The organism is Oxynema aestuarii AP17 (assembly GCF_012295525.1).
Classification (GTDB): domain Bacteria; phylum Cyanobacteriota; class Cyanobacteriia; order Cyanobacteriales; family Laspinemataceae; genus Oxynema; species Oxynema aestuarii.
This window is the reverse complement of record NZ_CP051167.1, coordinates 3,274,314-3,297,266: the sequence shown is the minus strand read 5'-3', so window position 1 is coordinate 3,297,266 and position 22,953 is coordinate 3,274,314. Positions and strand designations below refer to the sequence as shown.

At 48.9% G+C, this 22,953-nt stretch carries 22 protein-coding genes; 9 read left to right on the top strand and 13 right to left on the bottom strand.

The window, feature by feature from the left end; translation table 11 throughout:
• The first annotated feature begins 398 nt into the window (after positions 1-398).
• Positions 399-1,427, top strand: coding sequence for an NF038130 family PEP-CTERM protein (locus HCG48_RS13440; protein WP_168569612.1), 1,029 nt, complete (start codon positions 399-401; stop codon positions 1,425-1,427).
• An 89-nt stretch (positions 1,428-1,516) separates the two neighbouring features.
• On the opposite strand, the gene HCG48_RS13435 is transcribed toward HCG48_RS13440, so the two are convergent.
• Positions 1,517-3,349, bottom strand: coding sequence for a M3 family oligoendopeptidase (locus HCG48_RS13435; protein WP_168569611.1), 1,833 nt, complete (start codon positions 3,347-3,349; stop codon positions 1,517-1,519).
• 163 nt (positions 3,350-3,512) lie between these two features.
• Positions 3,513-3,665: a hypothetical protein gene (locus HCG48_RS13430; protein ID WP_168569610.1), complete on the bottom strand. Its 153-nt coding sequence runs from the start codon at positions 3,663-3,665 to the stop codon at positions 3,513-3,515.
• Between the two features lie 51 nt (positions 3,666-3,716).
• Between HCG48_RS13430 and HCG48_RS13425 the strand changes: the two genes are divergently transcribed.
• Complete coding sequence (locus tag HCG48_RS13425; protein WP_168569609.1) at positions 3,717-4,469, top strand: class I SAM-dependent methyltransferase; 753 nt, start codon at positions 3,717-3,719, stop codon at positions 4,467-4,469.
• Between the two features lie 218 nt (positions 4,470-4,687).
• On the opposite strand, the gene HCG48_RS13420 is transcribed toward HCG48_RS13425, so the two are convergent.
• The gene (locus HCG48_RS13420) at positions 4,688-5,839 is read right to left on the bottom strand and encodes a CAP domain-containing protein (protein WP_168569608.1); all 1,152 of its coding nucleotides are present in this window, start codon (positions 5,837-5,839) and stop codon (positions 4,688-4,690) included.
• 548 nt (positions 5,840-6,387) lie between these two features.
• A complete protein-coding gene (locus HCG48_RS13415; protein ID WP_168569607.1) occupies positions 6,388-7,956 on the bottom strand; it encodes a WD40 repeat domain-containing protein in 1,569 nt (522 codons plus the stop codon).
• 531 nt (positions 7,957-8,487) lie between these two features.
• Here HCG48_RS13415 and HCG48_RS13410 point away from each other — a divergent pair.
• From HCG48_RS13410 to HCG48_RS13390, 5 genes are all read left to right on the top strand, one after another.
• Positions 8,488-9,669, top strand: a complete 1,182-nt coding sequence (locus HCG48_RS13410; RefSeq protein ID WP_246259548.1) for a YcjF family protein — start codon at positions 8,488-8,490, stop codon at positions 9,667-9,669.
• Between the two features lie 152 nt (positions 9,670-9,821).
• Positions 9,822-10,148: a 2Fe-2S iron-sulfur cluster-binding protein gene (locus HCG48_RS13405; protein ID WP_168569606.1), complete on the top strand. Its 327-nt coding sequence runs from the start codon at positions 9,822-9,824 to the stop codon at positions 10,146-10,148.
• A 95-nt stretch (positions 10,149-10,243) separates the two neighbouring features.
• The gene (locus HCG48_RS13400) at positions 10,244-10,420 is read left to right on the top strand and encodes a DUF8621 family protein (protein WP_168569605.1); all 177 of its coding nucleotides are present in this window, start codon (positions 10,244-10,246) and stop codon (positions 10,418-10,420) included.
• Between the two features lie 179 nt (positions 10,421-10,599).
• A complete protein-coding gene (locus HCG48_RS13395) occupies positions 10,600-11,715 on the top strand; it encodes a DUF3326 domain-containing protein (RefSeq protein ID WP_168569604.1) in 1,116 nt (371 codons plus the stop codon).
• Between the two features lie 49 nt (positions 11,716-11,764).
• Entirely contained in the window at positions 11,765-12,370 is a 606-nt protein-coding gene (locus tag HCG48_RS13390; protein ID WP_168569603.1) for a CPBP family intramembrane glutamic endopeptidase, read from the top strand.
• 4 nt (positions 12,371-12,374) lie between these two features.
• Here the strand turns inward: HCG48_RS13390 and purN are convergent, their stop codons facing one another.
• The 7 genes from purN to psbA all read right to left on the bottom strand — a co-directional run bounded on the left by purN (position 12,375) and on the right by psbA (position 18,446).
• Positions 12,375-13,049 (bottom strand): phosphoribosylglycinamide formyltransferase, encoded by a 675-nt coding sequence (gene purN / locus HCG48_RS13385; protein ID WP_168569602.1) that lies wholly within the window; start codon positions 13,047-13,049, stop codon positions 12,375-12,377.
• Positions 13,050-13,289: 240 nt separating this feature from the next.
• Complete coding sequence (locus tag HCG48_RS13380) at positions 13,290-13,673, bottom strand: type IV pilin-like G/H family protein (RefSeq protein WP_168569601.1); 384 nt, start codon at positions 13,671-13,673, stop codon at positions 13,290-13,292.
• Between the two features lie 49 nt (positions 13,674-13,722).
• A complete protein-coding gene (locus tag HCG48_RS13375; protein ID WP_246259546.1) occupies positions 13,723-14,733 on the bottom strand; it encodes an RNA-guided endonuclease InsQ/TnpB family protein in 1,011 nt (336 codons plus the stop codon).
• A gap of 207 nt (positions 14,734-14,940) precedes the next feature.
• A complete protein-coding gene (locus HCG48_RS13370) occupies positions 14,941-15,978 on the bottom strand; it encodes an IS630 family transposase (protein WP_168571816.1) in 1,038 nt (345 codons plus the stop codon).
• Positions 15,979-16,129: 151 nt separating this feature from the next.
• Positions 16,130-16,582 (bottom strand): IS607 family transposase, encoded by a 453-nt coding sequence (locus HCG48_RS13365; RefSeq protein WP_246260113.1) that lies wholly within the window; start codon positions 16,580-16,582, stop codon positions 16,130-16,132.
• 100 nt (positions 16,583-16,682) lie between these two features.
• Entirely contained in the window at positions 16,683-17,240 is a 558-nt protein-coding gene (locus HCG48_RS13360; RefSeq protein WP_168569600.1) for a hypothetical protein, read from the bottom strand.
• Between the two features lie 162 nt (positions 17,241-17,402).
• Positions 17,403-18,446: a photosystem II reaction center subunit D1 gene (gene psbA / locus HCG48_RS13355; protein WP_168569599.1), complete on the bottom strand. Its 1,044-nt coding sequence runs from the start codon at positions 18,444-18,446 to the stop codon at positions 17,403-17,405.
• A 419-nt stretch (positions 18,447-18,865) separates the two neighbouring features.
• Here psbA and HCG48_RS13350 point away from each other — a divergent pair, with 419 nt between their 5' ends.
• Complete coding sequence (locus tag HCG48_RS13350) at positions 18,866-19,387, top strand: DUF3122 domain-containing protein (RefSeq protein WP_168569598.1); 522 nt, start codon at positions 18,866-18,868, stop codon at positions 19,385-19,387.
• 38 nt (positions 19,388-19,425) lie between these two features.
• Positions 19,426-20,244 (top strand): radical SAM protein, encoded by an 819-nt coding sequence (locus HCG48_RS13345; RefSeq protein ID WP_168569597.1) that lies wholly within the window; start codon positions 19,426-19,428, stop codon positions 20,242-20,244.
• Positions 20,245-20,261: 17 nt separating this feature from the next.
• Here the strand turns inward: HCG48_RS13345 and HCG48_RS13340 are convergent, their stop codons facing one another.
• Together HCG48_RS13340 and uvrB are read right to left on the bottom strand one after the other, a co-directional pair.
• Complete coding sequence (locus tag HCG48_RS13340; RefSeq protein ID WP_168569596.1) at positions 20,262-20,807, bottom strand: pentapeptide repeat-containing protein; 546 nt, start codon at positions 20,805-20,807, stop codon at positions 20,262-20,264.
• Between the two features lie 142 nt (positions 20,808-20,949).
• A complete protein-coding gene (gene uvrB / locus HCG48_RS13335; protein WP_168569595.1) occupies positions 20,950-22,953 on the bottom strand; it encodes an excinuclease ABC subunit UvrB in 2,004 nt (667 codons plus the stop codon).

Genomic DNA, 22,953 nt, shown 5'->3' with positions numbered 1-22,953 from the left:
TTTTACTGATTTTTTCGAGGGAATTTGTCCACTGTTCGATTCAAACTGTGCGATCGCCCGTCTAAATACTTAATCCTCCCTCAAAAGCAATAATTTGAAATTCTTTACATAAACTTCATCGGAAAAAACCCTAACTTCATCGGGGGTTTGAGAACGATCGTCTAGTATAGAATTACCGAACTTAGGTAGGCCGTTGGGAGACCGTCCGAACCTCTCGAAACGCCGAACTGGGTTATACCGTTTGTAGGTTGCACTCAAACACGATTGCCTTGTGAGGGCGATCGCACCCAAAGTCCGATCTGTCAGCTTTAATTGTTGCAGAAAGACTTTAAAAACACCCGACTTCCTCATTCCATCGATCCCCCACTCACATAGAAAAAATTCTGGAGACCAAACTCATGGCAGGACTGTTAAAAAACCTTCTCCTCAGCGCTTCCGTTATCGCAGGCGTCGGCGCCATGGCAAGCGCCCCAGCCTTTGCCGCCAGCCTGAGCGGAGCCTCCCTGAGCGGAACGGGTAGCAACACCTACGGCATCAACCCCGCAGCCGATTTCGAGATTTGGGACTACGCTCCCGGCAGTTCCTCCGTCCTCGAAAGCTACGGAACCAATACCTCCAACTTGCTCGGCGTCCTCGGCGGAACGGGTTCGAGTCCCGGCGGTAACGTCGAACTGTTCAGAAGCAGTGAAGTCGGCTTAAACAACAGCGAATTTTTAAACTACGACGGCGTCAGCAGCTTAGATGTCAGCTTCGACGACGGAACGAGCCTCACCTTCAGCAGCTTGACCGCCCAAGATTTATTTGGTTCGAGCCTCGATACCTCGTACTCCGGCAACACCTTAGCCGTTCAATGGTTTAACGATGCCTGGAATGCCAACGTCGGTAATGTCATGACTGGCGTTAATAACATCTTGGCAGCCAATCCTCTAGCAGGCTACATGCTCGGTGTCGGGCCGACCGTTGATAATGAAAGCGAACTCTTTACCGTTTTAGGATCTGTCGGCGGTTCTGAATATTCCAGCCGCGAAAACCTGTTTGATGCCTTCTACAATGCGGGTGGTTTCCAGCGCACCGTTGATGCCAACATCGCCTACGTCAAGAAAGATGGCGATCGAGTGAACTGGGGTCTCGCCGGACACGCCGACTTACTCTTCTATGCACCCGCAGAAATTCAAGGCTTGCTCAGCAATGCCGGAATCAGCTTGCAGGCGAGCGAACTGGTCAAAGTCAATGACGAAATTTTCTACACCTTCGCTGGCGTCGGCAGTGATGTGATCGGCGATGACGGTATTTCCTTCAACATGACCTACGAAGGTGGAACCACCGTCGCGGCTGCAGTTCCCGAACCCTCCGTGATGCTCGGTTTGATGGCGGTTGGCGGTTTGGTCGCTGCCTCGAAACGCCGCAAAGCGGTTAAGGATGCTTAAATTTCTGGGTTAGTGTTTGCAGATTGATCAAAAAAACCCGGTTTCTCGAAGAAACCGGGTTTTTTGCTGCGGGTTGTTGCTGCGGGTTGTTATAGAGTTGCTTGCAACTGGTCTAACAAGCCTTCGACGTAAGTTAGAGCATTGCGGATGGTGGTGGAATCTTCAATATCGATATCGACGTATTTTCGCAGGGCTTCGACTTGGTTGAGACTACCGCCTGCGGCGAGCAGTTCGAGATAGCCGGGGATAAAGTCTTTACCGACTTCGCGATATTTTTGATAGCACGCGAGGCTGACGATATTGGAGGCGGTGTATTGATAACAGTAGAAGGGTTTGAAGAAGATATGACCGATGCGGGCCCAGTCGAATTGATGTTCGTCTAAGAGTTCGACGGCGTCACCGCAGAGGGTTTGATAGAGTTCCATCCATTTATCGTTGACGAATTGGCGATCGAAACTGCCTTCGGCGGCGCGATCGTGAATTGCCAATTCCAAGCGGCTGATGGTGCTTTGGCGGAAGAGTAAATTAAGCTGATCTTCCAACTGCCGGGTTAATAGAGCTTTGGTGAGCATCGTATTATCGGCGGCATTGTGGAGTAAGTAATCGAGTAATAACAACTCGTTAAACGTGGAAGCAATTTCTGCTAATACTAACGGGGGATTACTGTTGAAATAGGATTGCGCGTCGTCAATCCAGGCGAAGTGCAAGCCGTGGCCCATTTCGTGGGCGAGGGTAAATAGGGAGTTGTAGTCGTCGGTATAGGAGAGCAGTAAGTAACTATGTTTGCCGTGGGAATAGGCGCAGAAGGCCCCGCCGCGTTTTCCGGGTCGGACTTTGGCATCGATCCAGTTTTTGAGGAAAAATTCTTCGGCGCGGCGGGCGTAGTTAATATCAAATTGTTCTAAGGCTTTGAGTAAGGTTTCCACCCCGTTTTTGTAAGAAATGGCGGGGAGTTGTTGTCCGTTCTGGGTCGTCCAAGGGGCATAGATATCGCAAATGCGGATTTTTTCGCCGAGGGCTTCTCCTTTGAGACGATAGTAGCGTTGAAAGAGGTCGAAGCGACTTCCGGTTCCGTCCATAATCGCTTGAAAGACGGGTTCGGAGACTTCATCGGCTAAGAGTTGTTTGTGTAAAGTGGAGCGATAGCCGCGCATCTGGCTTTCGATGCGGTGGTCTTGACAGAGGGTGTTGAGGATGTAGCTGTAGAGGGAGTTGTGCTGTTCGAGGACTTGACGGACGGATTTGTAGGCGTCGTGGCGAACTTGTCCGGCGGGGTGGAAGAGTAAGGCGCTGAGTTCGGCTTCGGTGGCGGCGGTTTGTCCGTCGGGGGTGGTGACGGGTTGATATTCTTGTTCGCCGAGATGGACCGATCGCAGTTGGACGAAGGCTTGGCGTCCGGTGAGGCTATCTTGGTTGCGGGTTTGTTCGACTTCTTCGCTGAGTTTGTGGGGTCGATATTCGTTAATCCGATGGAGGTAATGTTTGTATTTGGCTAAATGCGGATGGGATTGTAACTGTTGGAATTTGTGGTCGTCGAGTTGTTGGAGTTCGAGATCGAAGAAGAGGAGTTGATTTTCGATCGCCGTCAGCGCTTCCATGACTTTATCGAGGAATTGCTTGGCTTCGGTGTTGCGGGTGTCGGCGGAGAAGACGAGGGAGGGGTAGCTATAGAGATAGCCAGATTTTTGACCGATGGCTTCGAGTTCTTGTAAGGCGGCGAGGACTTGTTCGGGGTTGAGTTGGCTGACTCGTCCGCGATAGGTGTCTCGGAATTGGGCGGCGGTTTGGGTGAGTCGGTCGAGGTCTTGTTGAAATTTGGGATCCTCGAAGCTTTGGTAAAGGTCGGATAAATCCCATTCGGGGGTGGTTTCGAGTTGGGAAAGCAGGGTTTGAGCGCTTGAAGACTGAGAGGTTTGAATCAAAATTGAACTCCTTGTTTTGTCTGGGATTGAGTGGGACAACTTTCTCCCAATCGATGCAAGCTGGCACGGAGCAAGGATCGTATGGGGATGAGAATTCCAGTGCCGACGAGATGGCGGGCTGGCTGGAATGGTAGTTCTTTTATTTTAGAAGTTATTTGAGAGGTTATTTACAAAAGTTGGAGGTTTCGAGCGATCGCGCGATTCTGTTTTGGAGGCGCTCCGCGATCGGCGATCGCCACCGTCGTCGGTCGGTAAAATAGTACGCAGTTTGATGCAGACGATTTATTTTGATGAATGGATAATATAATTTGGTCAAGTTCTTTGAAAGAATGACGAAGGTCAGGTTTGTTGACGGTTTGAGAAATTAATGCGCCCGATCGTCGAAGTTTTTGAAAATTTAGAGAATCCCGATCCCAATTACGCTCGTCTCTATGGCCGTTTCGGATATCCCGATCGCATCTGGCCGTGGTCGCAATTGGCACAAAAATCGCCGCGATCGAGCCGCTTTTTAGATTTAGGATGTGGCACGGGATACGTGTCGGTTCCCTTGTTAAAACTCGGTTATGACACGATCGGCGTCGATGCCAATCCGCAAATGTTGGCGATCGCCCGTGAATGTTGTCCCGAGTTGAAAACAATTTGCGCGCGTATCCAACAGTTAAATTTAGGCGATCGCTTCGACGGGGTGATTTGCTCTTCTACGTTGTTAAACTTGTGTCCGATCGCCGAACGAGAACGACTGTTAGAACGGGCGATCGCCCATCTCAAACCCGAGGGATGGTTGGGCATCGAATTATTTAGCTCGGCTTGGTTAAAACAAGCTACTATGTTTGAAGATCGACAACAAAAAGTTTGTTGTGATTTTATCGATTTCGAGCATCAAGTTTGGTACGGGAAAGTTGAATATTTTTTTGACGACGCGCATTATTTACAACGGTTCTTTGTCAATTGGTTAGAAGAAGAACAGTTAAGGGCGATTTTAGATAAATGGGGCTTGACAATTTGCGAGCAATTCGCGATCGAACCGTTGCAATCTATCTACGTGGCGCGCGATCGCACCGTCGTCAATTGCACCCAAAAAACACTTACAGCATTTTCCTCTGCTATGCAAAACAGTTAGATCCCCCTAAATCCCCCTTAGAAAAGGGGAGTTTCCTCGTTCCCCCCGAAATCCACCCTTCGCCCCCCTTTCAAAGGGGGGTTGGGGGGATAGGAGGATCGGTACTGTAGCTCATCAGACGCCCGAGTGCTGTAAAACAGATCCCAACAACACCGAGGGACACGAGATCTCGTGTCCCTCGCATTCACCATCGATGCAGGACGAATGATTTGAATGATTTAGCCAATATTTAAAGCCGCATCGTTCGTGACGACAATTACCGCTCCATTGAGAGCTTCGGGGGCAGTATTGTCAATTAAACCGAGAAAATCGCCCGTATTCGTCATAATCAGGGTATTTCCGCCCGTTCCTTGCAATAAAATGGTACTCGGGTCGATATTGCCCGCGATCGCCACGCGATCGCCCGCAGTGAAATCGGTCACGCGATCGACCAAAGCGATATCGTTGACTAAATCCGTTGCCACGCGGAAGACAAACGTATCGTTACCGCCGCCGCCTGTCAGTACATCCGTATCGACATCGCCGATTAAAATGTCATTTCCTTCCCCTCCGGTCACGATATCGGCGCCACGACCGCCACGGACCACATCATTACCGTTGTCGCCGTTAACGATATCGTTCCCCAAACTACCATTGACGACATCGTTACCGTCGCCACCGTTGACGACATCGTTATCGCGACCGCCACGTAAGTAATCGTTGCTACCGTTCCCGTTAAGTTGGTCGTTTCCAGCATTACCGTTAATGACATCGCTACCGTTCGATCCGGTTACGAGATCGTCTCCGGAAAAAGAGCGCACGCCGCCGGGATGGTTTAAGGTATTTTCGGGAGTTAATTGCGCTCGATCGTTGCCATCAGTTAAATCAAAAAAGTTTAACGAAGCATTGGCTGTTGCGGTCAAACTTTGGAAAGAATTCAGTAAAGTATTGTCGGGAAGAATTTGACTGGTCGGTTGAGCGATCGGATTGGCAAAAACCTGAGTCCAATAGGTATTGAAATTGTTGACTCCGGTATCGTCGGCGAGGAAGAAATAGCCGACACCGATTTCGCTGATATTGGGATCGAGAATATTAACGCGATGATTGGGGCTATTCATCCATCCGGATACGACCCCTTCGGGGGTGTTGTAGCCCCAGGCAATATTTTCGGTAACGGTAGTAAAAGGATAGCCCGTGACGCGCACGCGATCGCCGACATTTTGACCCCTCGGATCGATGTGATCGACGAAGTCTTCTAAAGCCATATTCTGGCTTTGAGTTTGGGCAGCTTGTGCTAATTGCGGATTGAAGGATAAGGGGGCTAAACCTAATTTTGCCCGTTCGAGGTTCGTTAACTCGACAACTTGGTTGATAAATTCTTGAGGTTCCACGATCGGTTAAGGTAATTATGTTTAGAAATAGAAATTTTGGGGAGATCTTGGGCCGATCCTTGAAAATTCACCGATCCGGGTTGGCTGCAGTCCACCTAATAGGGCTGTTTCGATAGGGGCGATCGCCCCTGGGAACAAAATAAATAGTGGGGTGGTCTTAGCAACTGACAGGGACTTGGATGCGATCCAAACTTGTGGATTGGCAACCTTTCTAGGGAACAACCCCGTCACGATCTACAGTTGAACTAACTAACCTTTTACAGGTGTTAGCTGGCGCTTTCCGTAAGCGTCGGCTTTTTGTGGGTTAGTTTTGGTTTGCCGAGAAAAAGCCAAGCTTAGAGGAATGTACGTATTTTCTCGGACTTGTGTGAGCTGGCTTCGTTTCTGTATTGGTTATCTTTATCATATTCAGTTGAATAAGTTACCGGAAGTGAGCCAAACGCTACTGGCATAGCGATCGCGATCGCAGTCTGAGGCGGGCGATCGTGCTAAAGAAGAACTCAAGAGTCCCCACTCCCTCAATCTCAGATCTAAACTCCAAACTTCCCTCACCTTCCCCGACGCCAAATTTTAATCGTTTCATCGCCACTCCCACTGATCAGAAATTGACCGTCGGGAGAAAATGTCAGAGAAGATACCCAATCGGAATGACCGAAAAGGGTGTAAATTTCCTTACCCGTACTGACATCCCACATCTTAATCGTGGCGTCGCCGCTACCACTGGCGAGGATTTGACCGTCGGGAGAAAAGGCGAGGGTTTCGACTTCTTCCGAGTGTCCGACGAGGGTATAGAGACGGGTTCCCGTTTCGAGATCCCATAAGGCGATCGTAGTGTCGTCGCTACCACTGGCGAGGATTTGACCGTCGGGACTGAACAGAACCGATTCGACTTCGTCCGTATGACCTTCGAGGGTGTACAGTTCGAGTTGGGCGTGTAAATCCCAAATTTTAACCGTACGATCGCCACTCCCACTGGCGAGAAGTTTACCGTCGGGACTGAAAGCGAGAGAGAGGATCCAGTTAGCGTGACCTTGAAAAGATTGGAGGTGGGTTCCGGTTTCCAGGTTCCAGATTTCGATCGCGTTATCGGCGTTGACCGTGGCGACGGTGTGACTGTTGGGGGCGATCGCGATCGCCATGACCGGATTGGATTCGTTGTCAATGGCTTCGAGAATTTGGGTGCGATCGGCGATCGAAAAATGAGGAGAAATTTCGCCTAACTGTCGAGGGAAAACGTGCAGGATCTGGCCACTTTTCCAGTCCCAAATTTGGATCGTACTGTCAAAACTTTCGCCAATTAAGCGATCGCCGTCGGGGCTGAAACTGACAAACAAAATGGCATCCCCTTGACCGGAAAGAGTTTTTAATAGACTGGCACTATCTAACTCCCAAATTTTAATCGTATTGTCCAAAGTTCCACTGGCTAGTTGCCGTCCGTCCGGACTGAGTGCAAGGCATAAAACTTGACCGCCGAGATCGTCTAAAGTTCGCACGCACTGCCAAATGAGCGATTCTAAATAACAGTGTAGACCGCCTGCATAGAGAAGATCTTCGAGTTCGATTTCAACTTCGGTTTTGAAAACGACATCGAGCAGATAAGTGGGTAAAAATCCTGCTAGAATAAGGGGATATTCGGATTCGCTGTCGGCGGCGATCGCCTCGGCCAGCCACATACAGATAATCACGGCATTTTTATTGATTTCTTCCGCACTAAACCACCATTTCAGATCGGCGATCGCCCCGCGAACGACTTTAACTTGAATGCCAATACTTCTGTCGGATTTTAACCGAAAAGCCACTTGACTGACGCCGCCAAACTTTTCATCGAGGGGAATCGGGACTAAGAGATCGTCTAGATATTTGGCGACCGCCTTTTTGCCGAGTTGAAACAGAAAGCGATCGCGGAAATGTTCGCGAATCGGTTTACTGTAGTCGTCGCGCAGTTTTTCTACCTGATTCCAGCAAAATTCTTGGATTTGTTCGATTTCGTATTCTGTTAATAGAGTTAGTTCGCTAAAATAACCCACTAAAATTGGATTTTTCAGTCGATGTAAAACTGCTGACTTTTCATGAAGTCGTCGAATAAAGTCTTGTTGTAGCGATTTAAGGGGCGTCATCCAATCCATCGATCGCGCTGGTTATAAAAAGATTGAAAATCTAGTTTTTATGGTTGCTCGAATGAAGATTTTTTCAAAAATAGCATTCTTAAATAATTTAACCCAAGTCGGGAGCAAGTGTTCCCGAGGGGAGCCGAAGGATGTTACTGGTTTTAAGGTTTTAAGGTAGAGAAACACAGCTCAATTGAGGAATTTCTCTAAACTTGTTATTGTTCAAAACAAATAAAAAAATATCTAAATTTAGAATAACTTGAGAATGACTTAGACGAGTTGAAGATGAATTAACAAAAAAAGAAGCTCGACCGATCGCTTGAAAAGACTTTAAAAACACTCCAGATAAAATCCTCTCGCAAGATTATAGCCATTTTCCAGGCTCCTCTTGGCGGGGGGAGGCGATCGGGGGCGAACCGACGGTGAAACCGAGACCCGTCCGAGAGAGAAAAGGAGAGAAAAGGGGAGAAAAGAGGGGTTGCCAGTCTAGACTAGAGAACGAGGAAAACTAACGATCGCAACGAGTCTGGAGATGGCTCAATGGTGGAGAAAGACTATTCCCTGGACGAACTCGTGTCACAATTTGGCGATGGCTATCGCGAAGCGGAAACCGAACTGGGTCAGTGCAATGTTCTGGCGATCGGTAAAACGGGCGTCGGCAAAAGTACGCTAATTAATGCCGTTTTTCGAGAGAAATTGGCCGAAACTGGGGTCGGACGACCGATTACCCAGGGAATTCGGCAATATACCAAATCTCCCTGTCCGATCGCCGTCTACGATACTCCCGGATTGGAACTGTCCGACGAACAGATCGAACGCATGACCCTGGAAGTCTCGGAACTGATCGATTCCCGGCGCCTGCTCGATCCTAAAGAACATATCCACGTCATTTGGTATTGCATTAACTACGAAAGTCGCCGTTTCGAGCACAAAGAGGAAAACTGGCTCAAATTACTCGAACTGAAAGATATTCCCGTGATTCTCGTCGTCACTCAGACGACGACGCAAAAGCGTAGCGAGTTTATCCAAACCTTAGAAGCGATGAACTTGCCCGTCACCCAGGTGGTCCCGGTCCTGGCAGAAGCGAAAGAGGTTCACGATGACTTTCCCGCCGTGCAACCCCACGGACTCGATCGCCTCGTGGAAATTACCTTCGACCTGCTGCCGGAATGCGCCCGCGAAGCGTTTATTCGCGAACAAATTGCCAGTGTCAACCTCAAAGCCAAAGGTGCTTTTAAATATCTCTCCGGTTACGTTGCCAGTTCCGCCGTCGTGGGCGCCTCGCCGATTCCTTTTTCCGACGCGCCGCTACTGATGGGAGTTCAGACGGTGATGCTCGGTCATATTACGGCGATTTTCGGGTTACCCTTCGATCGCGGCTTCATTGCGACCTTGCTGACGGCGATCGCGGGAACCACCGGGGCGACGGCGATCGGGCGATCGATTGTCGGTAATTTGGTTAAATTCCTGCCCGGGGCCGGAACCCTCATCGGCGGGGCGATTTCCGCCTCTACTGCCGCCTCGCTCACCCTGGCGTTGGGGTTGGCCTATATCGAATTACTCAAAGTCTACATGAAAGCTCAATGGCGCGGCGAAACCCTCTCTAAAAAAGAGCTCAGCCGCATTTTTGTCTATCTTTACAAGGATTACTTGCAAAGCGGACGCAAAACACCGAGTGAAGAACCGATCTTGCCCCCACGAGAAATTGATATTCAAGATTGACCGCAGAACAGTTAAAATAAGCCAGTCCGAACCGGGTTACCTGTCGCAGGGTCTCTGTTTGCCGATTTGGCAAGGGTCGCCCGTCGGGGGCGATCGCCTCTCGACTTGCTAAATCGTCGATGTAACCCGCAATCGCGCAAAATACTGGGAAGATGGCTAAAACATACACTGTCGAGATTCAACATCAAGGAAAGACCCACACCCTTGAAATTCCTGAAGATCAAACGATCCTCAGTGCGGCTTACGACGCGGGATTGATGGAATTGCCGAGTTCTTGTAATTCGGGGGTGTGTACGACCTGTGCGGCGAAGATCGTCGGCGAGGGAAGCGTCGATCAAAGCGAGGGAATGGGTCTCGGACCGGAATTGCAAGATGAGGGTTACGTGCTGCTTTGTGTGTCTTATCCGCGCTCCAATCTTAAGGTGGAGACGGAGAAAGAGGACGAAGTGTACGATCGCCAGTTTGGGGCGCCGTCTTAAGCTGGGGTTGCAATGGGCTGAAGTGGTTTCGACGATCGCCCGATTGCCTCCAAACTGCGGATTGAATCGATATTGAGTTTAGTGGAGTAAAGCTCGTGACCACTCATTTTATTAGTGCGGAAATTGATTTGACCGAATCGCCTGCCGAATTGCCCAAGGCGATCGAGAAAGAGTTGGAAAAGCGCGGCGAACCGTTGCGCTGGGCGGTTTCTGAAGTGGACAAAGAACGCGAAGTTGTCCGCGTCGAAGCGGTGGTCACTCAAGAAGATTGAGCGCGATCGCGCGAAATTGTGTTGTTCGAGGGGTTCTCAAGTACGGAGAATCCCCCTAAATCCCCGGAAAAAAGGGGACTTGAGTCCCTTGAAACCGATCTCAACTCTCCAACCCGCCCGGGCGGGTGGGTTTGTGTTGGCTTCGATCGCCTCTCGCCACTCCCTCATGTTGCCCCGTCATGACCTCTAAGCCCTATACTGCCGTTTTGATCGTTCCTACGGGAATCGGGGCCTCGATTGGCGGTTATGCCGGAGATGCGTTGCCCGTCGCCCGGGCGATCGCCTCTGTGGTAGACCGCTTGATTACCCATCCCAACGTCCTCAATGGCGCTCAGTTATATTGGCCGTTGTCCAATGGATTTTACGTCGAAGGCTATGCCCTCGATCGCTTCGCCTCGGGATCGTGGGGTCTGCGACCGCGCGATCGCAATCGCATTACCCTGATTCTCGATCGCGCGATCGAACCGGAATTGCGCTGGCGACACCTACAAGCTGCCGACGCCGCCCGGGCCACCCTCGGCCTCGATTTGACCGATTACGTGGTCACCGATACCCCGTTACAGGTAACGTTACAAACGGCTAGTTCGGGGGCCAGTTGGGGGACGATCGCCCATCCCGATAGTTTGCTGCGGGCGGCGAACCGGGCAATTGTCGAGTGTGGGGCGGAGGCGATCGCCGTCGTGGCGCGCTTTCCCGACGACGAAGGCAGCGAAGCTTTGCAAAACTACCGCCACGGGTCCGGTGTCGATCCTCTGGCGGGGGCGGAAGCGTTAATCAGTCACTTAGTGGTTAGGGAATTTCAGATCCCGTGCGCCCACGCCCCCGCGTTACAGCCGTTACCGTTGGATCCGTCAATTTCACCGCGATCGGCGGCGGAGGAAATCGGCTATACTTTTCTCCCTTGCGTGCTGGCGGGATTGAGTCGGGCGCCCCAATTCGTCACGAGTCTGCAGGGGCGATCGCCCTCGTCGGATATTTGGGCCGAACAAGTCGATGCGGTGATTATTCCGGCGACGGCGGCGGGGAGTAGTGCCGTGTTAAGTTTGAGTCAGTCGCGATCGCAAATTATCGCCGTGAGAGATAACGAAACCCGGATGCAGGTGACCCCGGCAGATTTAGGAATTTCTGCACTGACGGTGAACTCGTATTTAGAAGCGATCGGCGCGATCGCCGCCCACCGTGCGGGGGTCAGCCCGATCTCGTTAACGCCGCAGCTTGGGGCGATCGGGGAGTGTCGGGAGAGAGGGGGGGAGAACTTGCGAGTCAGAAAGGGACATCTAAACTCTAAACTCTAAACTCTAAACTCTAAAATCCAAACTCTAAACTCTAAAATTCCCATTTATTGTGTCCGAAAAACGTCCTACTAATCCCGAAATCGAACCGCTTACCCGAGTACAAGTCCTCGTGGCGATGGCAGTAACGGCGATTCTGCTGCTCGTCGTTGCCAAGCTGTGGCTGTATTTCAGTAGTGGATTTCGCCTGCCCTGGCAATTCGGCGGACAGGCGATCGCCCAAGGGGTGGCGGTCGGTTTGGGGATTAGCGGAACCAGTGCGATCGTCTATCGACTCTGGCCCGATTATCGCCGTTGTGCCGATTTCTATTTAAAAATTGTCCTCGATCCGCTCATTTGGCCGGATTTAATTTGGTTGGGATTGCTGCCGGGTTTGAGTGAAGAATTGCTATTTCGCGGAGTTCTTTTACCTGCGATCGGGTTGAATGCGAATGGCCTGATCGTGACGAGTATTTGCTTTGGAATTTTACATTTGAGTAGCCTCCAGCAGTGGCCGTACATGGTTTGGGCGACCATTGTCGGCTTAGTACTCGGAGGCAGTGCGTTGTTGACCGGAAATTTACTGGTGCCGATTGTCGCTCACGTTCTCACGAATTTGATTTCGAGCATTTTGTGGAAGTTCGGCCAGTTGCAAGATAGCGACAATCGGTTTTCTTAGGGGTTCAAGGGCTGTTTTTCGCCTGTTGGGCCGCCAGGGCGATCGCGCGCGGGTAGATCCGGTGTTCTTCGACTTGAATGCGCGCGTGTAAGGTTTCTGGGGTATCGTCCGGCATCACGGGGACGGCAGCTTGCATCAAAATCGGTCCGCTATCGACTTCTAAGGCGGCGATGTGAACGGTGCATCCGGTGATTTTCACTCGCGCTTGCAAGGCATCTTCGACGGCGCGGGCTCCTCGGAAACTGGGTAACAAACTGGGATGGATGTTTAAGACGCGATTGGGAAATTGGTCGATCAAGACCTCCGTTACGATTCGCATCCACCCTGCCATGATGACCCATTCGACGTCATATTCTTGCAAAGTGGCGACGATTTGGGCGTCTAACTGACGGCGTTTGTATTGGCGATGGTCGTGAAACACTGCCGGGACGTTCCAGCGTCGGGCGCGATCGCAGACTTTGGCGCCGGGGTTGTTGTAGATGACGACTTGAATTTGGGCGTTGAGTTCTCCCGAGGCAATGGCTTCGGCGATCGCTTCAAAATTACTGCCGCTTCCGGACGCTAGGATGCCCAATTTCAAGGGGCGATCGCCCCCCGTCGCCTCTTGCATGAAGTTCGACGGCAAAATCGGCGAAATAAAACTCGGGGTCGCGGTCACTACTGCACGATTGGAAGTCATCGAACGATCGGTAAATGGATTGACGTTGTTATTATCGGCGATTTATCGGCGATCGCGCTTTGCTAAACTTGACGTTCTCCCGGGTCTGAAGCTAGGGGGCTGGAGACAGGAATCTCTCCCAATGGGTGAATTTGTCTGCGCCCCACCTTACTCCGTCCCACTTGAAGGACGCGGTTGGTAACCCAACCACAGTGGGGACGAACGTAAGTTCGAGTCGCTCGGGTTTTTTGCACTGTTTCGTCAGAAGCCATACAAATATTCAGAACCTTCCGGACACTGAATTTCACTCGGTTCTAGGGTGGGATTCTCCCGAGGAATGACCAGGGGCCTTCCGGGAGCTGTCATTGAGGGTTGTTCGGTGACACAGGTGCTGAAATTAAAGGCATGTTCTCCCCGCTCGGTGTCGAAGTTATCGATAAACAGCAGAACCGTATAACTTTTAAAGTTGGCTTGTTTCGCCGTCCCGGTCAGCAGTACGCTGCGATCGTTATCTCCGATGTCGATTTGATAGCGGTAATTCTCCGTTTCCTGTGGCAGTTCCCCATCGAGATCGGCGATCGCCGTTGCAAATTTATTATTGGCGGAATAATAATCGATTTGCAGCGTATTGAGATAGTTAACCAAAATATAGTCAGATATAAATAAGACATGGATTCTATTTCAAAAATCCCCTTCATTTTGGCTTCGAGAGATTAATTCTCCTTGGGTGAACTACGCACCTCTCTATCCCATAGCCCATAAAGGCATTTGGGAATGCTTTTCTTAAGATATTATAGGAGCCTAAGATATCCGCTTGACACAATAATCCTGTATCAGTCCGGTAAAGACCTCTTTTAATTCTTTTTCCCGTAAACTTAGGAACTTTTACCGTTTCTCCATAAACCGGAAGCGGATCTAAGTTGAAAAAGTTCGACTGACTCGTATAACTCTCTTCAGCGATCGCCACTTTAATCCCTAGTAATTGACATTTATAAGTCAACATTTCAATCAGACGGTTGAAAGGAATCCCCACAAATTTTTGGTTGTTCACTTTCCCCATCTTGGCATTTTGTTTCCAACCTTCATTTTTGCCAATCACTAAGGTGGTGATATTTCGGTTAACGAGTAGATTGACCAGATAACGGCTGGCTCGATGGAGATAGTTCTCCACTTTTTGATTTCGGCATCGAGTCAGACGCTGGATTCTTTTAGAGGTGGGTCGATTTCCTTTTAATTGGGATTGGAGAAAGGCTTTTCGTTTATTGTAGAATTGATTCAGGCTTTTTAAGGGTCTGCCATTTATCAACAGAGGAACAAAGTCCGGTTGATTAGAAGTTACAGCCATTAAAACATCTACACCTAAATCCACACTAGCGACCCATTCATTGGATTTCAATGTTGGTTCTACTTCTTCATAAATGACCTCAATGATATAACAATCGCATCGAGGAACGATTCTCACCTCCACTACTTTTTCGGCTACAGAAGTCTCCAACTCTATTTGGGTTTTTGAGCATTTGATTTTACCTTTTTTTAAAGCCACTTTACTTAGAGCCTGTTTCACGTACACCAATAATTGACGACCTTTCTGAGTGTTTTTATATTTGGGGATTTTCGGGTTGACTAAAAACTTCTCCTTGTTGACTTTGTAGGCTTGATTGGCGGCAAAAAAGGATTGCCAGTTTTTGTCTAATCCTCGTAACACCTGTTGAGAGACTTTAGCTGGTAAAGCGCGATATTACTCCGTCTTCTGCATTAATTTATCCATCCGGTTATAGTTTAAGTAACCATGACCATAAATAAAGTTTTGACGGATTAGATAATTAGCCGCATTGTAGAGATTTTTGGAATGCCATGATAACTCATCGATCTCATCCCAAAACCTATGACCTTTTTTGATTATATAGCAATCCTAAGTCATTTGTGGCAAAAATCCATAAGAATATAGCTTAGGGAAATCAAAAACTTGGCCATCAGCAAATATCTTGAATAGCTCTTTAACTCTTTTAAATGAATCACATAAAAAATAAAATGTTCTCAAGAAATTTTTAGTTTGCAGCCAAATATCTTCAACTGGATTTTGCTCGGGAGCATTCGGAGCAAACTTCGTACAAGTAATCAACCATTCATCTTCTTCTAAGCCTTCATTTAGCTCTTTTAAAAAATCTCGAAATTGTTGAGAGTCGTGATACCTGGCACCATCCCAAAAAATGGCTAATTTTTGTCCCGGTCTTTGTTCTCGTAAGTATTGTATAAACTGAATGGTATTGTCGGTATCGGCTTTCGGGTATTCTTGAAGAATAAATTCATGAGTTTGGTAATCTAAAGCGCCATAATAACTTTGGCGACTTTTTTGGTTTTTAATGGGAATTTCGACTCTTATATCTTTTCTTCCCCAAACAAAACCCAAGACGTCTCCCCAAAGAAGATGACATTCATCAATCATAAACACAGCAAGCTTTCCAGCTTTGATATCCTCTTCCCAGTCCTTAAGCTTCTTTTGAATTTCTTCTTCTTTTTTTTTGACTAGCTTTTCATCTTTGGCTGGATTCTTTTTTTGCGACTTTTTCCAGCTCATGCCAGCCGCTTTCAGCAAGTCATAATAACTTTGATTTGAAGAATAAATCACGTTGTATTCTTGCTGCAAATATCGTTTTAAGTCAGACAATCTCAAATACTCTTGTTGTCTTATCCATGAAGTGATTTGTGTTTTTTCTTCCGGTTTTAGATAGCCTTTACTTCCTTTGTATTGAAGATTCAAACTCTCAACACCCTCAAAAATTGCTTTATTTTTCCATTGACTAACGAAGCTCGAAGAAACATTTAATATTTCTTCAATTTTCTTAGAGGGTTGACCAGATAATTTCATTTTGGCTGCCAATGCTCTCTTCATTTCTTTGGTATTTGTGGTATTTTCAATGAAATTATCTAGCTCGTCTATGATATTCATGAGGTCTGTCTGATATTGAGAATCTTCCGTGTATATTATAACAAAAAAAGCTTCCATGAATCATTTAGGACTGCTATATGTCTTTCGACTAATTTCACTAGCGTTCCTTTAATTCGGCAATAATTTTTTCGGTTTTCCGTTTCGAGCGTCTTCATCCATAAAGACGAGAACAGAATGAAGTAATGATAGCAATTAAATCTTCCATCAATTCATCTTGTCGATCCTCGCTATGATTGACAATCTCAACGGTTTTTCCCCTCTCTTTTAACCGGATCTCAAGGTAATTTGTCCCCAACCTCGCCAAACGGTCTTTATGCTCCACTATCAATATATCGTAATGGGAATCGGTTAAAACCTTAGCCAATTTTGGACGATTATCATTTAAACCACTGCCAATTTCTTTGACGACTTTATAAATTTGATAGCCTCTGGCAATAGCATAATCTTTTAACCGTTCCGCTTGTCGCTCAAGGTGATCTTTATTTTCTGCACTAGAGACTCTGGCATAAATACAGGCCATTCTCTCGGTTTTCTTCTTCCCTTCTTCGGTAATGATAATTGTTCCCGAAGTTGATAGCCCGTTAGATGACTTTTTTGCCACCATCTCCACGCCGTTTGATAACTCACCCCGGCTTTTTTGGCATAGTCTGAGAGTTTCATGGTTATATCTTAACAGGAATGATTATACTTGACTATGGATTCAGTTAAACTTTACAATACCAAAGGGTTTCTGTCGCTTCTATATGTGCTTGTTCGATCGCAATTAGCTGTTCGTACTCCTTGCGTTCGCCGACTCCATCTCCGAGGCGATCGAAGGCGACCGGATTTATAAATGCCGTCGGTCTAAAGTTATTGGGATAGATCTCTTGAGTCTCTAGCTGTAACTGACCGGTTTCAGTTAGGGCGAAAATGGTCAAGATCAACTCTCCTTCAAACAAGAGATCGAGTTGCATCGGCTCGGTATTCGTATTGATGCGATACTCGGCTTTGTACACACTGGAACTGTCAACTTCGTAAATGTACAGTTGGCCGTCCGAGGTAAATAAAAATCGTCCCAGTTGTCCGCTTTCGGGTTCGCGAGCCTCCCACAAGCCATACAACTGCTCGCTAATGGCCCTCGATTGATTCGTTTGGGCCAGTTTCAACCGATGGGAAGCCGGAGTAAGAGAAGACGGGCGAATGTCGCTGTAGCTCAAGACAGCGCCAGGAAATAACGCCCCTGTCAGACTGACCAGTAAAACACTGTAAAAAAGCTGTTTCATTTTCGTTTTTATTAACCCCGGTCGATTCTTCCGCATTCTAACCTTTCAGGGAATAAGCGGTTAGAGATTTAATCCCAAAAAAAAGAGCGTCCTCATTGAGAACGCTCCTCCTATATGGTGTTAGCTACTGTCTGATTGGCGAAATCAATTGATTACAACCCATTACAAAATAAGCGGGAAGTGATGGGTGTTCGGTGCGTGCATTGACTGAATACCGAGATCGGCGCGATTGAGTAAGTCCGCATCGGTGTAAATCACGCGACCGCTACTGTCGAGAATTGAATGGTTGAAATTCCAGCCGTTGACGTTGAACGACATCACGCCGATGCCGAGGGTCGCAAACCAAATCCCAATCGTCGGTAAGGCGGCGAGGAGGAAGTGCAGGGAGCGACTGTTGGTGAAGACTAAACCGGGAACGGTCAAACGACCGAGGAAACCGTAGTGTCCGGCGAGCAGGTTGTAGGTGCTTTCTTCTTGACCGAATTTGTAGCCGCTATTGGTGGATTCCCAATAGGTGGTTTCTCGGACGAGGGTGGAGGTCACTAAGGAGCCGTGTAAGGCGCTAAATAAGGCTCCGCCGAAGATCCCGGCAACGCCGAGCATGTGGAACGGATGCATCAAGATGTTGTGATCCGCTTGGAAGGCGAGCATGAAGTGGAAGGTTCCGGAAATCCCGAGGGGCATGGCTTCGGAGAAGCTGCCTTGACCGAGGGGATAGACCAGGAAGATCGCGGTGGCGGCGGCGGCGGGGCCGGAAAAGGCGATCGCGATCCAAGGACGCATTCCCAGGCGATAGCTCAGTTCCCACAGCCGTCCGAGGTAGCACCAAACGCCAATTAGGAAGTGTAGGACGATTAGTTGGTACGGTCCGCCGTTATAAAGCCATTCACTAATATTGGCGGCTTCCCAAATCGGGTAAAAGTGCAGGCCGATCGCGGCGGAGGTCGGAATTACGGCGGCGGTGATTAAATTGTTGCCGCCTAAAATCGAACCGACAATGGGTTCGCGCACGCCTTCCATATCCACGGGGGGCGCGGCAATAAAGGCAACGATAAAGCAAATGGCGGCGGCGAGTAAGGTTGGGATCATTAGCACGCCAAACCAACCGATGTAAATTCGATTTTCTGTACTGGTGACCCATTCGCAGAAGCTATCCCAGCTTCGGCTAAGGTCGAGTTGGGGTCTTTGTTGAACGGTAGTGTTCATCAGCCCTTCTCCATTGTTTAAATCTTCTGACTCCAAAACCCGGATAAGCCGGATGGCTTGGTTTCCGAGGTTTTGGATGAGTGGATAAATTCCCCCTTTTTCCGCTTGCCTCACTCCCAGGCGATCGCGGAAAGTTGTTTGAATGAGTAAAGTTTTAAGTCCTACTGTTTATTCTACAGGTGACGGTCTTCAATGAGGTCTTGCTGAGGGGGGAATATTCTGAAATTTTTCTTAAATTCACCGCGATCGATCGCCCCTTTGTCGGAAATTCAGGTATTTTTTTCTCAGAAATTCAAACAATGATAATTGTCTCAATTTTCTGCAACTTTTCTTAATAAGGAGCGACGATCGCCACGACCCCCGCGATCGTCGGAGATTTCATGCTATAACACTATATAGTTATTTAAGGAAAGCTTATCATGTGGTGTCGTATTCGACGAATTTTGTCCGTGTTGTTACTCGTCGGCAGCGTCTTGCTGGCGATCGCTTGGGGATTGGGTTATCTGGGGACGCCTCCGGCGGCGGCAGCAATCCGGCAAACTGAGGAAGCGCCGGGTCAGATGCTCTATCAATCCCGGCATAGTTTGCGCGATCGCGCGGGCCACTCGTGGCAAGTGGTTCTGTTCAAACGGGTGAAAAGCGGCGCCGTGGACGAAGTGACCTTACGACTGGTGGGATTTCCCGGTTTGTCGGCGATCGCCCATCCGCAACCCCTAGAAATCGAACTACCGGGAGGTAAGGGCAAATTGGAAGCTAAAGATTTGTTTGCCGAAAAGGCTCCCGCCGAAAATGTGGGTCAATATGGAATCGGGGAAGTTTTAGACCAATTGCCCGCCAACGGGTCGCTCTTACTCTCCGTGCCGATCGCCAGTGGTGAAATCCTCACCTTGCCCGTTCCCCCCTCCGTCGTCTTAGAATGGAAGACCATTGCGAGTCATTAAGCGCGGCGATCGCCCAGCCATTCCAGGAGGAAACTGTGATGTCATCGAATCAAACCACTAACTTTTGTTCGGTTTACGGTCCGGTGTCCTCGTGGCGGTACGGGCGATCGCTCGGCATCGATCCGATCGGAACCGTTTCCACCTGCTCGTTTAATTGCGTGTACTGCCAGTTAGGCGAAATCGAAGTCAAAACAGGCGATCGGGCCATTTACGTTCCCACCGAAAAAATTCTCGAAGACCTCAAAGCCTTTGCCCCCTGGGACGTTGACGTGATTACCTTAAGTGGCAGTGGCGAACCGACCCTCGCCCTCAACTTAAAAGAAATTCTCCAAGAAATTAAACAACTCACTCACCGTCCCCTTTCCGTCCTCACCAACGCCACCACCTTAAACGATCCCGACGTTTGCGAAGCCCTTACCTTCGCCGATCGCATTTCCGTCAAGCTAGACGCCGTTTCCGACGACCAACTGCGACGGGTCAGCCGACCGCATCCGCCGATTAGCTTAGACCAGTTGTGGCAAGGTATCGTCCGCTTCCGCCAACAGTATCGCGGCGAAGTCGGCATTCAAACCATGCTGCTAACCCCGTGGGACGAAGCCACCCAAGCGGAATACATCCGCCGAATGCAAGAATTACAACCCGACGAAATCCAACTGAACACCCCCACGCGACCCAAACCCCTCAAGCACGAATTTGAAGGACGCGGGGACCACTCTAACGCGAGCGATCGCCCCTATCCCGTACGGGTTCTCAAACAAGTCAGTCCCGAAGTGCTGCACGCCTTCGCCCGCAAAATTCAAGATCGCACCGGAATTCTCGTCCGTTGCGCCCCCACCCCCGCCGGAGTCTCGGGTTGAGTTGCCAATCGACCGTATTACGGGCAACTTTGGGTTGACCTCGCCCCATTCGGCATAATCGCCGAACATAGATTTGCACCGTTGAGATTGGTTCCCGTTAATTTAGCGCCCGTTAACTTGGCATTAACCAGTTGGGCGCTGATTAATTTTGCATTATTCAAGCGAGCCGAACTGAGATTGGCATCGTTGAGATTGGCTCCTTGCAATTGGGCTTTGATTAAAATTGTTTCACTTAAATTGGCGCGATTTAATTTCGCACCTTGTAGTTGAGCGTCGGTTAAATTCGCTTTTGTTAAATTGGCATTTTCCAACATCGCACCTTTTAAATTGGCCGATTGTAAATTGGTTTCTTTCAAATTTGCTTGAGTCAGATTGGCATTTTCTAAATTCGCCCCTTGCAAATCCCTGCCACTTAAATTGGCTTCGCTGAAATCGCACCCCGGGCAATCTTGAGGGTCGAGCCGACTGGAGGCGATCGGGATTTCGAGGTCGGAGGCGATACATCCTTGGCAAAAGAATAAGTTAAAAATGAGGAAAAGGGTTAAAATTGCAGAGAGTTTCATGACTCTTTTTGTTACATTGTAGAATTGATTCTATTTGAAATAAAGAAGAAATTCGTCACGGGCAGGATGCCCGCATCACCAGAAGATTCTAAGTCTAATTTGTAGAGGAGTCCGTCGATCGCCCTCGGGATGTTCTAGAAAATTAATGTCCCAGCATTTTTTCGCGCAGATGCTTGATGCGATCGCGCAATTTCGCTGCTTCTTCAAACTCTAAGTTTTGCGCGGCTTCCTTCATTTGAGTTTCTAATTCATTGACTAAATTGGGAATTTCTTCTAACGGTAAATCTTCGGGAAAGTCTATTTTGGCGATCGCCGCGATCCCGTCTTTATGCAAACGACGAGATACATCTAAAAAAGCCAAAATTGAATTAATTCCCGTCTTGACAATTGGTTGCGGCGTGATGCCGTGGTTGTAGTTATACTCTTGCTGAATTTGACGGCGGCGTTCGGTTTCCGCGATCGCCTTTTGCATACTTTCCGTTAAATTATCCGCATACATAATCGCCTGACCGCGCACGTGACGCGCCGCCCGTCCGATGGTTTGAATGAGCGATCGCTCCGTGCGTAAAAAGCCTTCTTTATCTGCATCTAAAATCGCCACTAACGACACTTGCGGTAAATCTAAACCCTCGCGCAATAAATTGACACCGATGAGAACGTCGAACTCGCCTTGTTGCAGTCCTTGTAAAATTTCGATCCGGGCGATCGAATCAATATCGGAATGTAAATATTGCACCCGGATCCCCCGTTCTTGGAAATATTCCGTCAAATCTTCCGCCATTCGCTTCGTTAACGTCGTGACTAAAACCCGTTCGTCACGGTTGGCGCGCTCTTGAATTTCGCCGAGTAAATCGTCAACTTGTCCCTCGGTCGGACGCACGAAAATTTCCGGGTCGAGTACCCCGGTCGGACGGATAATTTGTTCGACAATTTGACCTTGCGACTGCTCGATTTCCCAGTCTCCCGGCGTCGCCGAAACGAAAATACAGCGATTGACTTTTTGCCAAAATTCCTGTGCTTTTAACGGGCGATTGTCCGCCGCACTCGGCAACCGAAAACCGTGATCGATCAAAACCTGTTTGCGCGATCGATCGCCGTTATACATTCCCCGGACTTGCGGCACGGTGACGTGAGACTCATCCACGATCAGCAACCAATCTTCCGGGAAATAGTCGATCAAGCATTCCGGCGGTTCCCCCGCTTGGCGTCCGGCGAGGTGGCGCGAATAGTTTTCGACGCCGTTGCAATACCCGACTTCGCGCAACATTTCCAAATCGTAGCGGGTGCGTTGTTCCAGACGTTGCGCTTCGAGGAGTTTTCCGGCTTTTTCCAGTTCGGCGAGTTGCCGTTCGAGTTCTCCCGCGATCTCCTCACAAGCTTCTTCTAATCGATCTTCTGGGGTCACAAAGTGACGGGCGGGGTAGATATTTAAAGCCCGAACACTTTGCAAAATTTCCCCGCTCACCGGGTCGAGATAGCGAATTGCGTCGATTTCGTCGCCGAAAAATTCGACCCGGATGATGCGGTCTTCATACGCCGGACCGATTTCGAGAACGTCGCCGCGAACCCGAAAGCGTCCTCGTCCGAGTTCGATATCGTTGCGGGTATATTGAATCGTCGCTAAATCGCGCAAGAGTTGGCGTTGGTTGACCTCTTCGCCCAGTTTGAGCGGAATCGCAGCTTTTAGGTATTCGGAAGGTATTCCTAAACCGTAGATGCAGCTAATTGAAGCAACGACAATAACATCTTGGCGCTCGAATAGCGATCGCGTCGCGGAATGTCGCAACATATCGATTTCGTCGTTAATCGAGGCACTTTTTTCGATGTAGGTATCGGTAACGGCGATATAAGCTTCCGGTTGATAGTAATCGTAATAACTGATGAAATATTCGACGGCATTTTCTGGGAAGAATTGCCGCAATTCGTTGCATAATTGCGCGGCGAGGGTTTTGTTGTGGGCGAGTACTAGGGTAGGTTTGCCGATTTTTTCGATGGTCGCGGCGATCGTAAATGTTTTGCCCGTTCCCGTCGCGCCGAGTAAGGTTTGGAAGGGTTGTCCTCGTTGGAGTCCTTTGGTGAGTTGGGCGATCGCCTTGGGTTGATCTCCAGTGGGTTTGAAGGGGGATTGAAGCTTAAATTCTGCCAT

Coding starts and splice junctions, on each gene's coding strand:
- HCG48_RS13395 (WP_168569604.1), top strand. CDS start 10,600: ATGACCTCTAAGCCCTATACTGCCGTTTTGATCGTTCCTACGGGAATC.
- HCG48_RS13350 (WP_168569598.1), top strand. CDS start 18,866: ATGTGGTGTCGTATTCGACGAATTTTGTCCGTGTTGTTACTCGTCGGC.
- psbA (WP_168569599.1), bottom strand. CDS start 18,446: ATGAACACTACCGTTCAACAAAGACCCCAACTCGACCTTAGCCGAAGC.
- HCG48_RS13340 (WP_168569596.1), bottom strand. CDS start 20,807: ATGAAACTCTCTGCAATTTTAACCCTTTTCCTCATTTTTAACTTATTC.
- HCG48_RS13360 (WP_168569600.1), bottom strand. CDS start 17,240: ATGAAACAGCTTTTTTACAGTGTTTTACTGGTCAGTCTGACAGGGGCG.
- HCG48_RS13410 (WP_246259548.1), top strand. CDS start 8,488: ATGGTGGAGAAAGACTATTCCCTGGACGAACTCGTGTCACAATTTGGC.
- purN (WP_168569602.1), bottom strand. CDS start 13,049: ATGACTTCCAATCGTGCAGTAGTGACCGCGACCCCGAGTTTTATTTCG.
- HCG48_RS13365 (WP_246260113.1), bottom strand. CDS start 16,582: ATGGTGGCAAAAAAGTCATCTAACGGGCTATCAACTTCGGGAACAATT.
- HCG48_RS13425 (WP_168569609.1), top strand. CDS start 3,717: ATGCGCCCGATCGTCGAAGTTTTTGAAAATTTAGAGAATCCCGATCCC.
- HCG48_RS13370 (WP_168571816.1), bottom strand. CDS start 15,978: ATGAATATCATAGACGAGCTAGATAATTTCATTGAAAATACCACAAAT.
- HCG48_RS13345 (WP_168569597.1), top strand. CDS start 19,426: ATGTCATCGAATCAAACCACTAACTTTTGTTCGGTTTACGGTCCGGTG.
- HCG48_RS13440 (WP_168569612.1), top strand. CDS start 399: ATGGCAGGACTGTTAAAAAACCTTCTCCTCAGCGCTTCCGTTATCGCA.
- uvrB (WP_168569595.1), bottom strand. CDS start 22,953: ATGGCAGAATTTAAGCTTCAATCCCCCTTCAAACCCACTGGAGATCAA.
- HCG48_RS13415 (WP_168569607.1), bottom strand. CDS start 7,956: ATGACGCCCCTTAAATCGCTACAACAAGACTTTATTCGACGACTTCAT.
- HCG48_RS13405 (WP_168569606.1), top strand. CDS start 9,822: ATGGCTAAAACATACACTGTCGAGATTCAACATCAAGGAAAGACCCAC.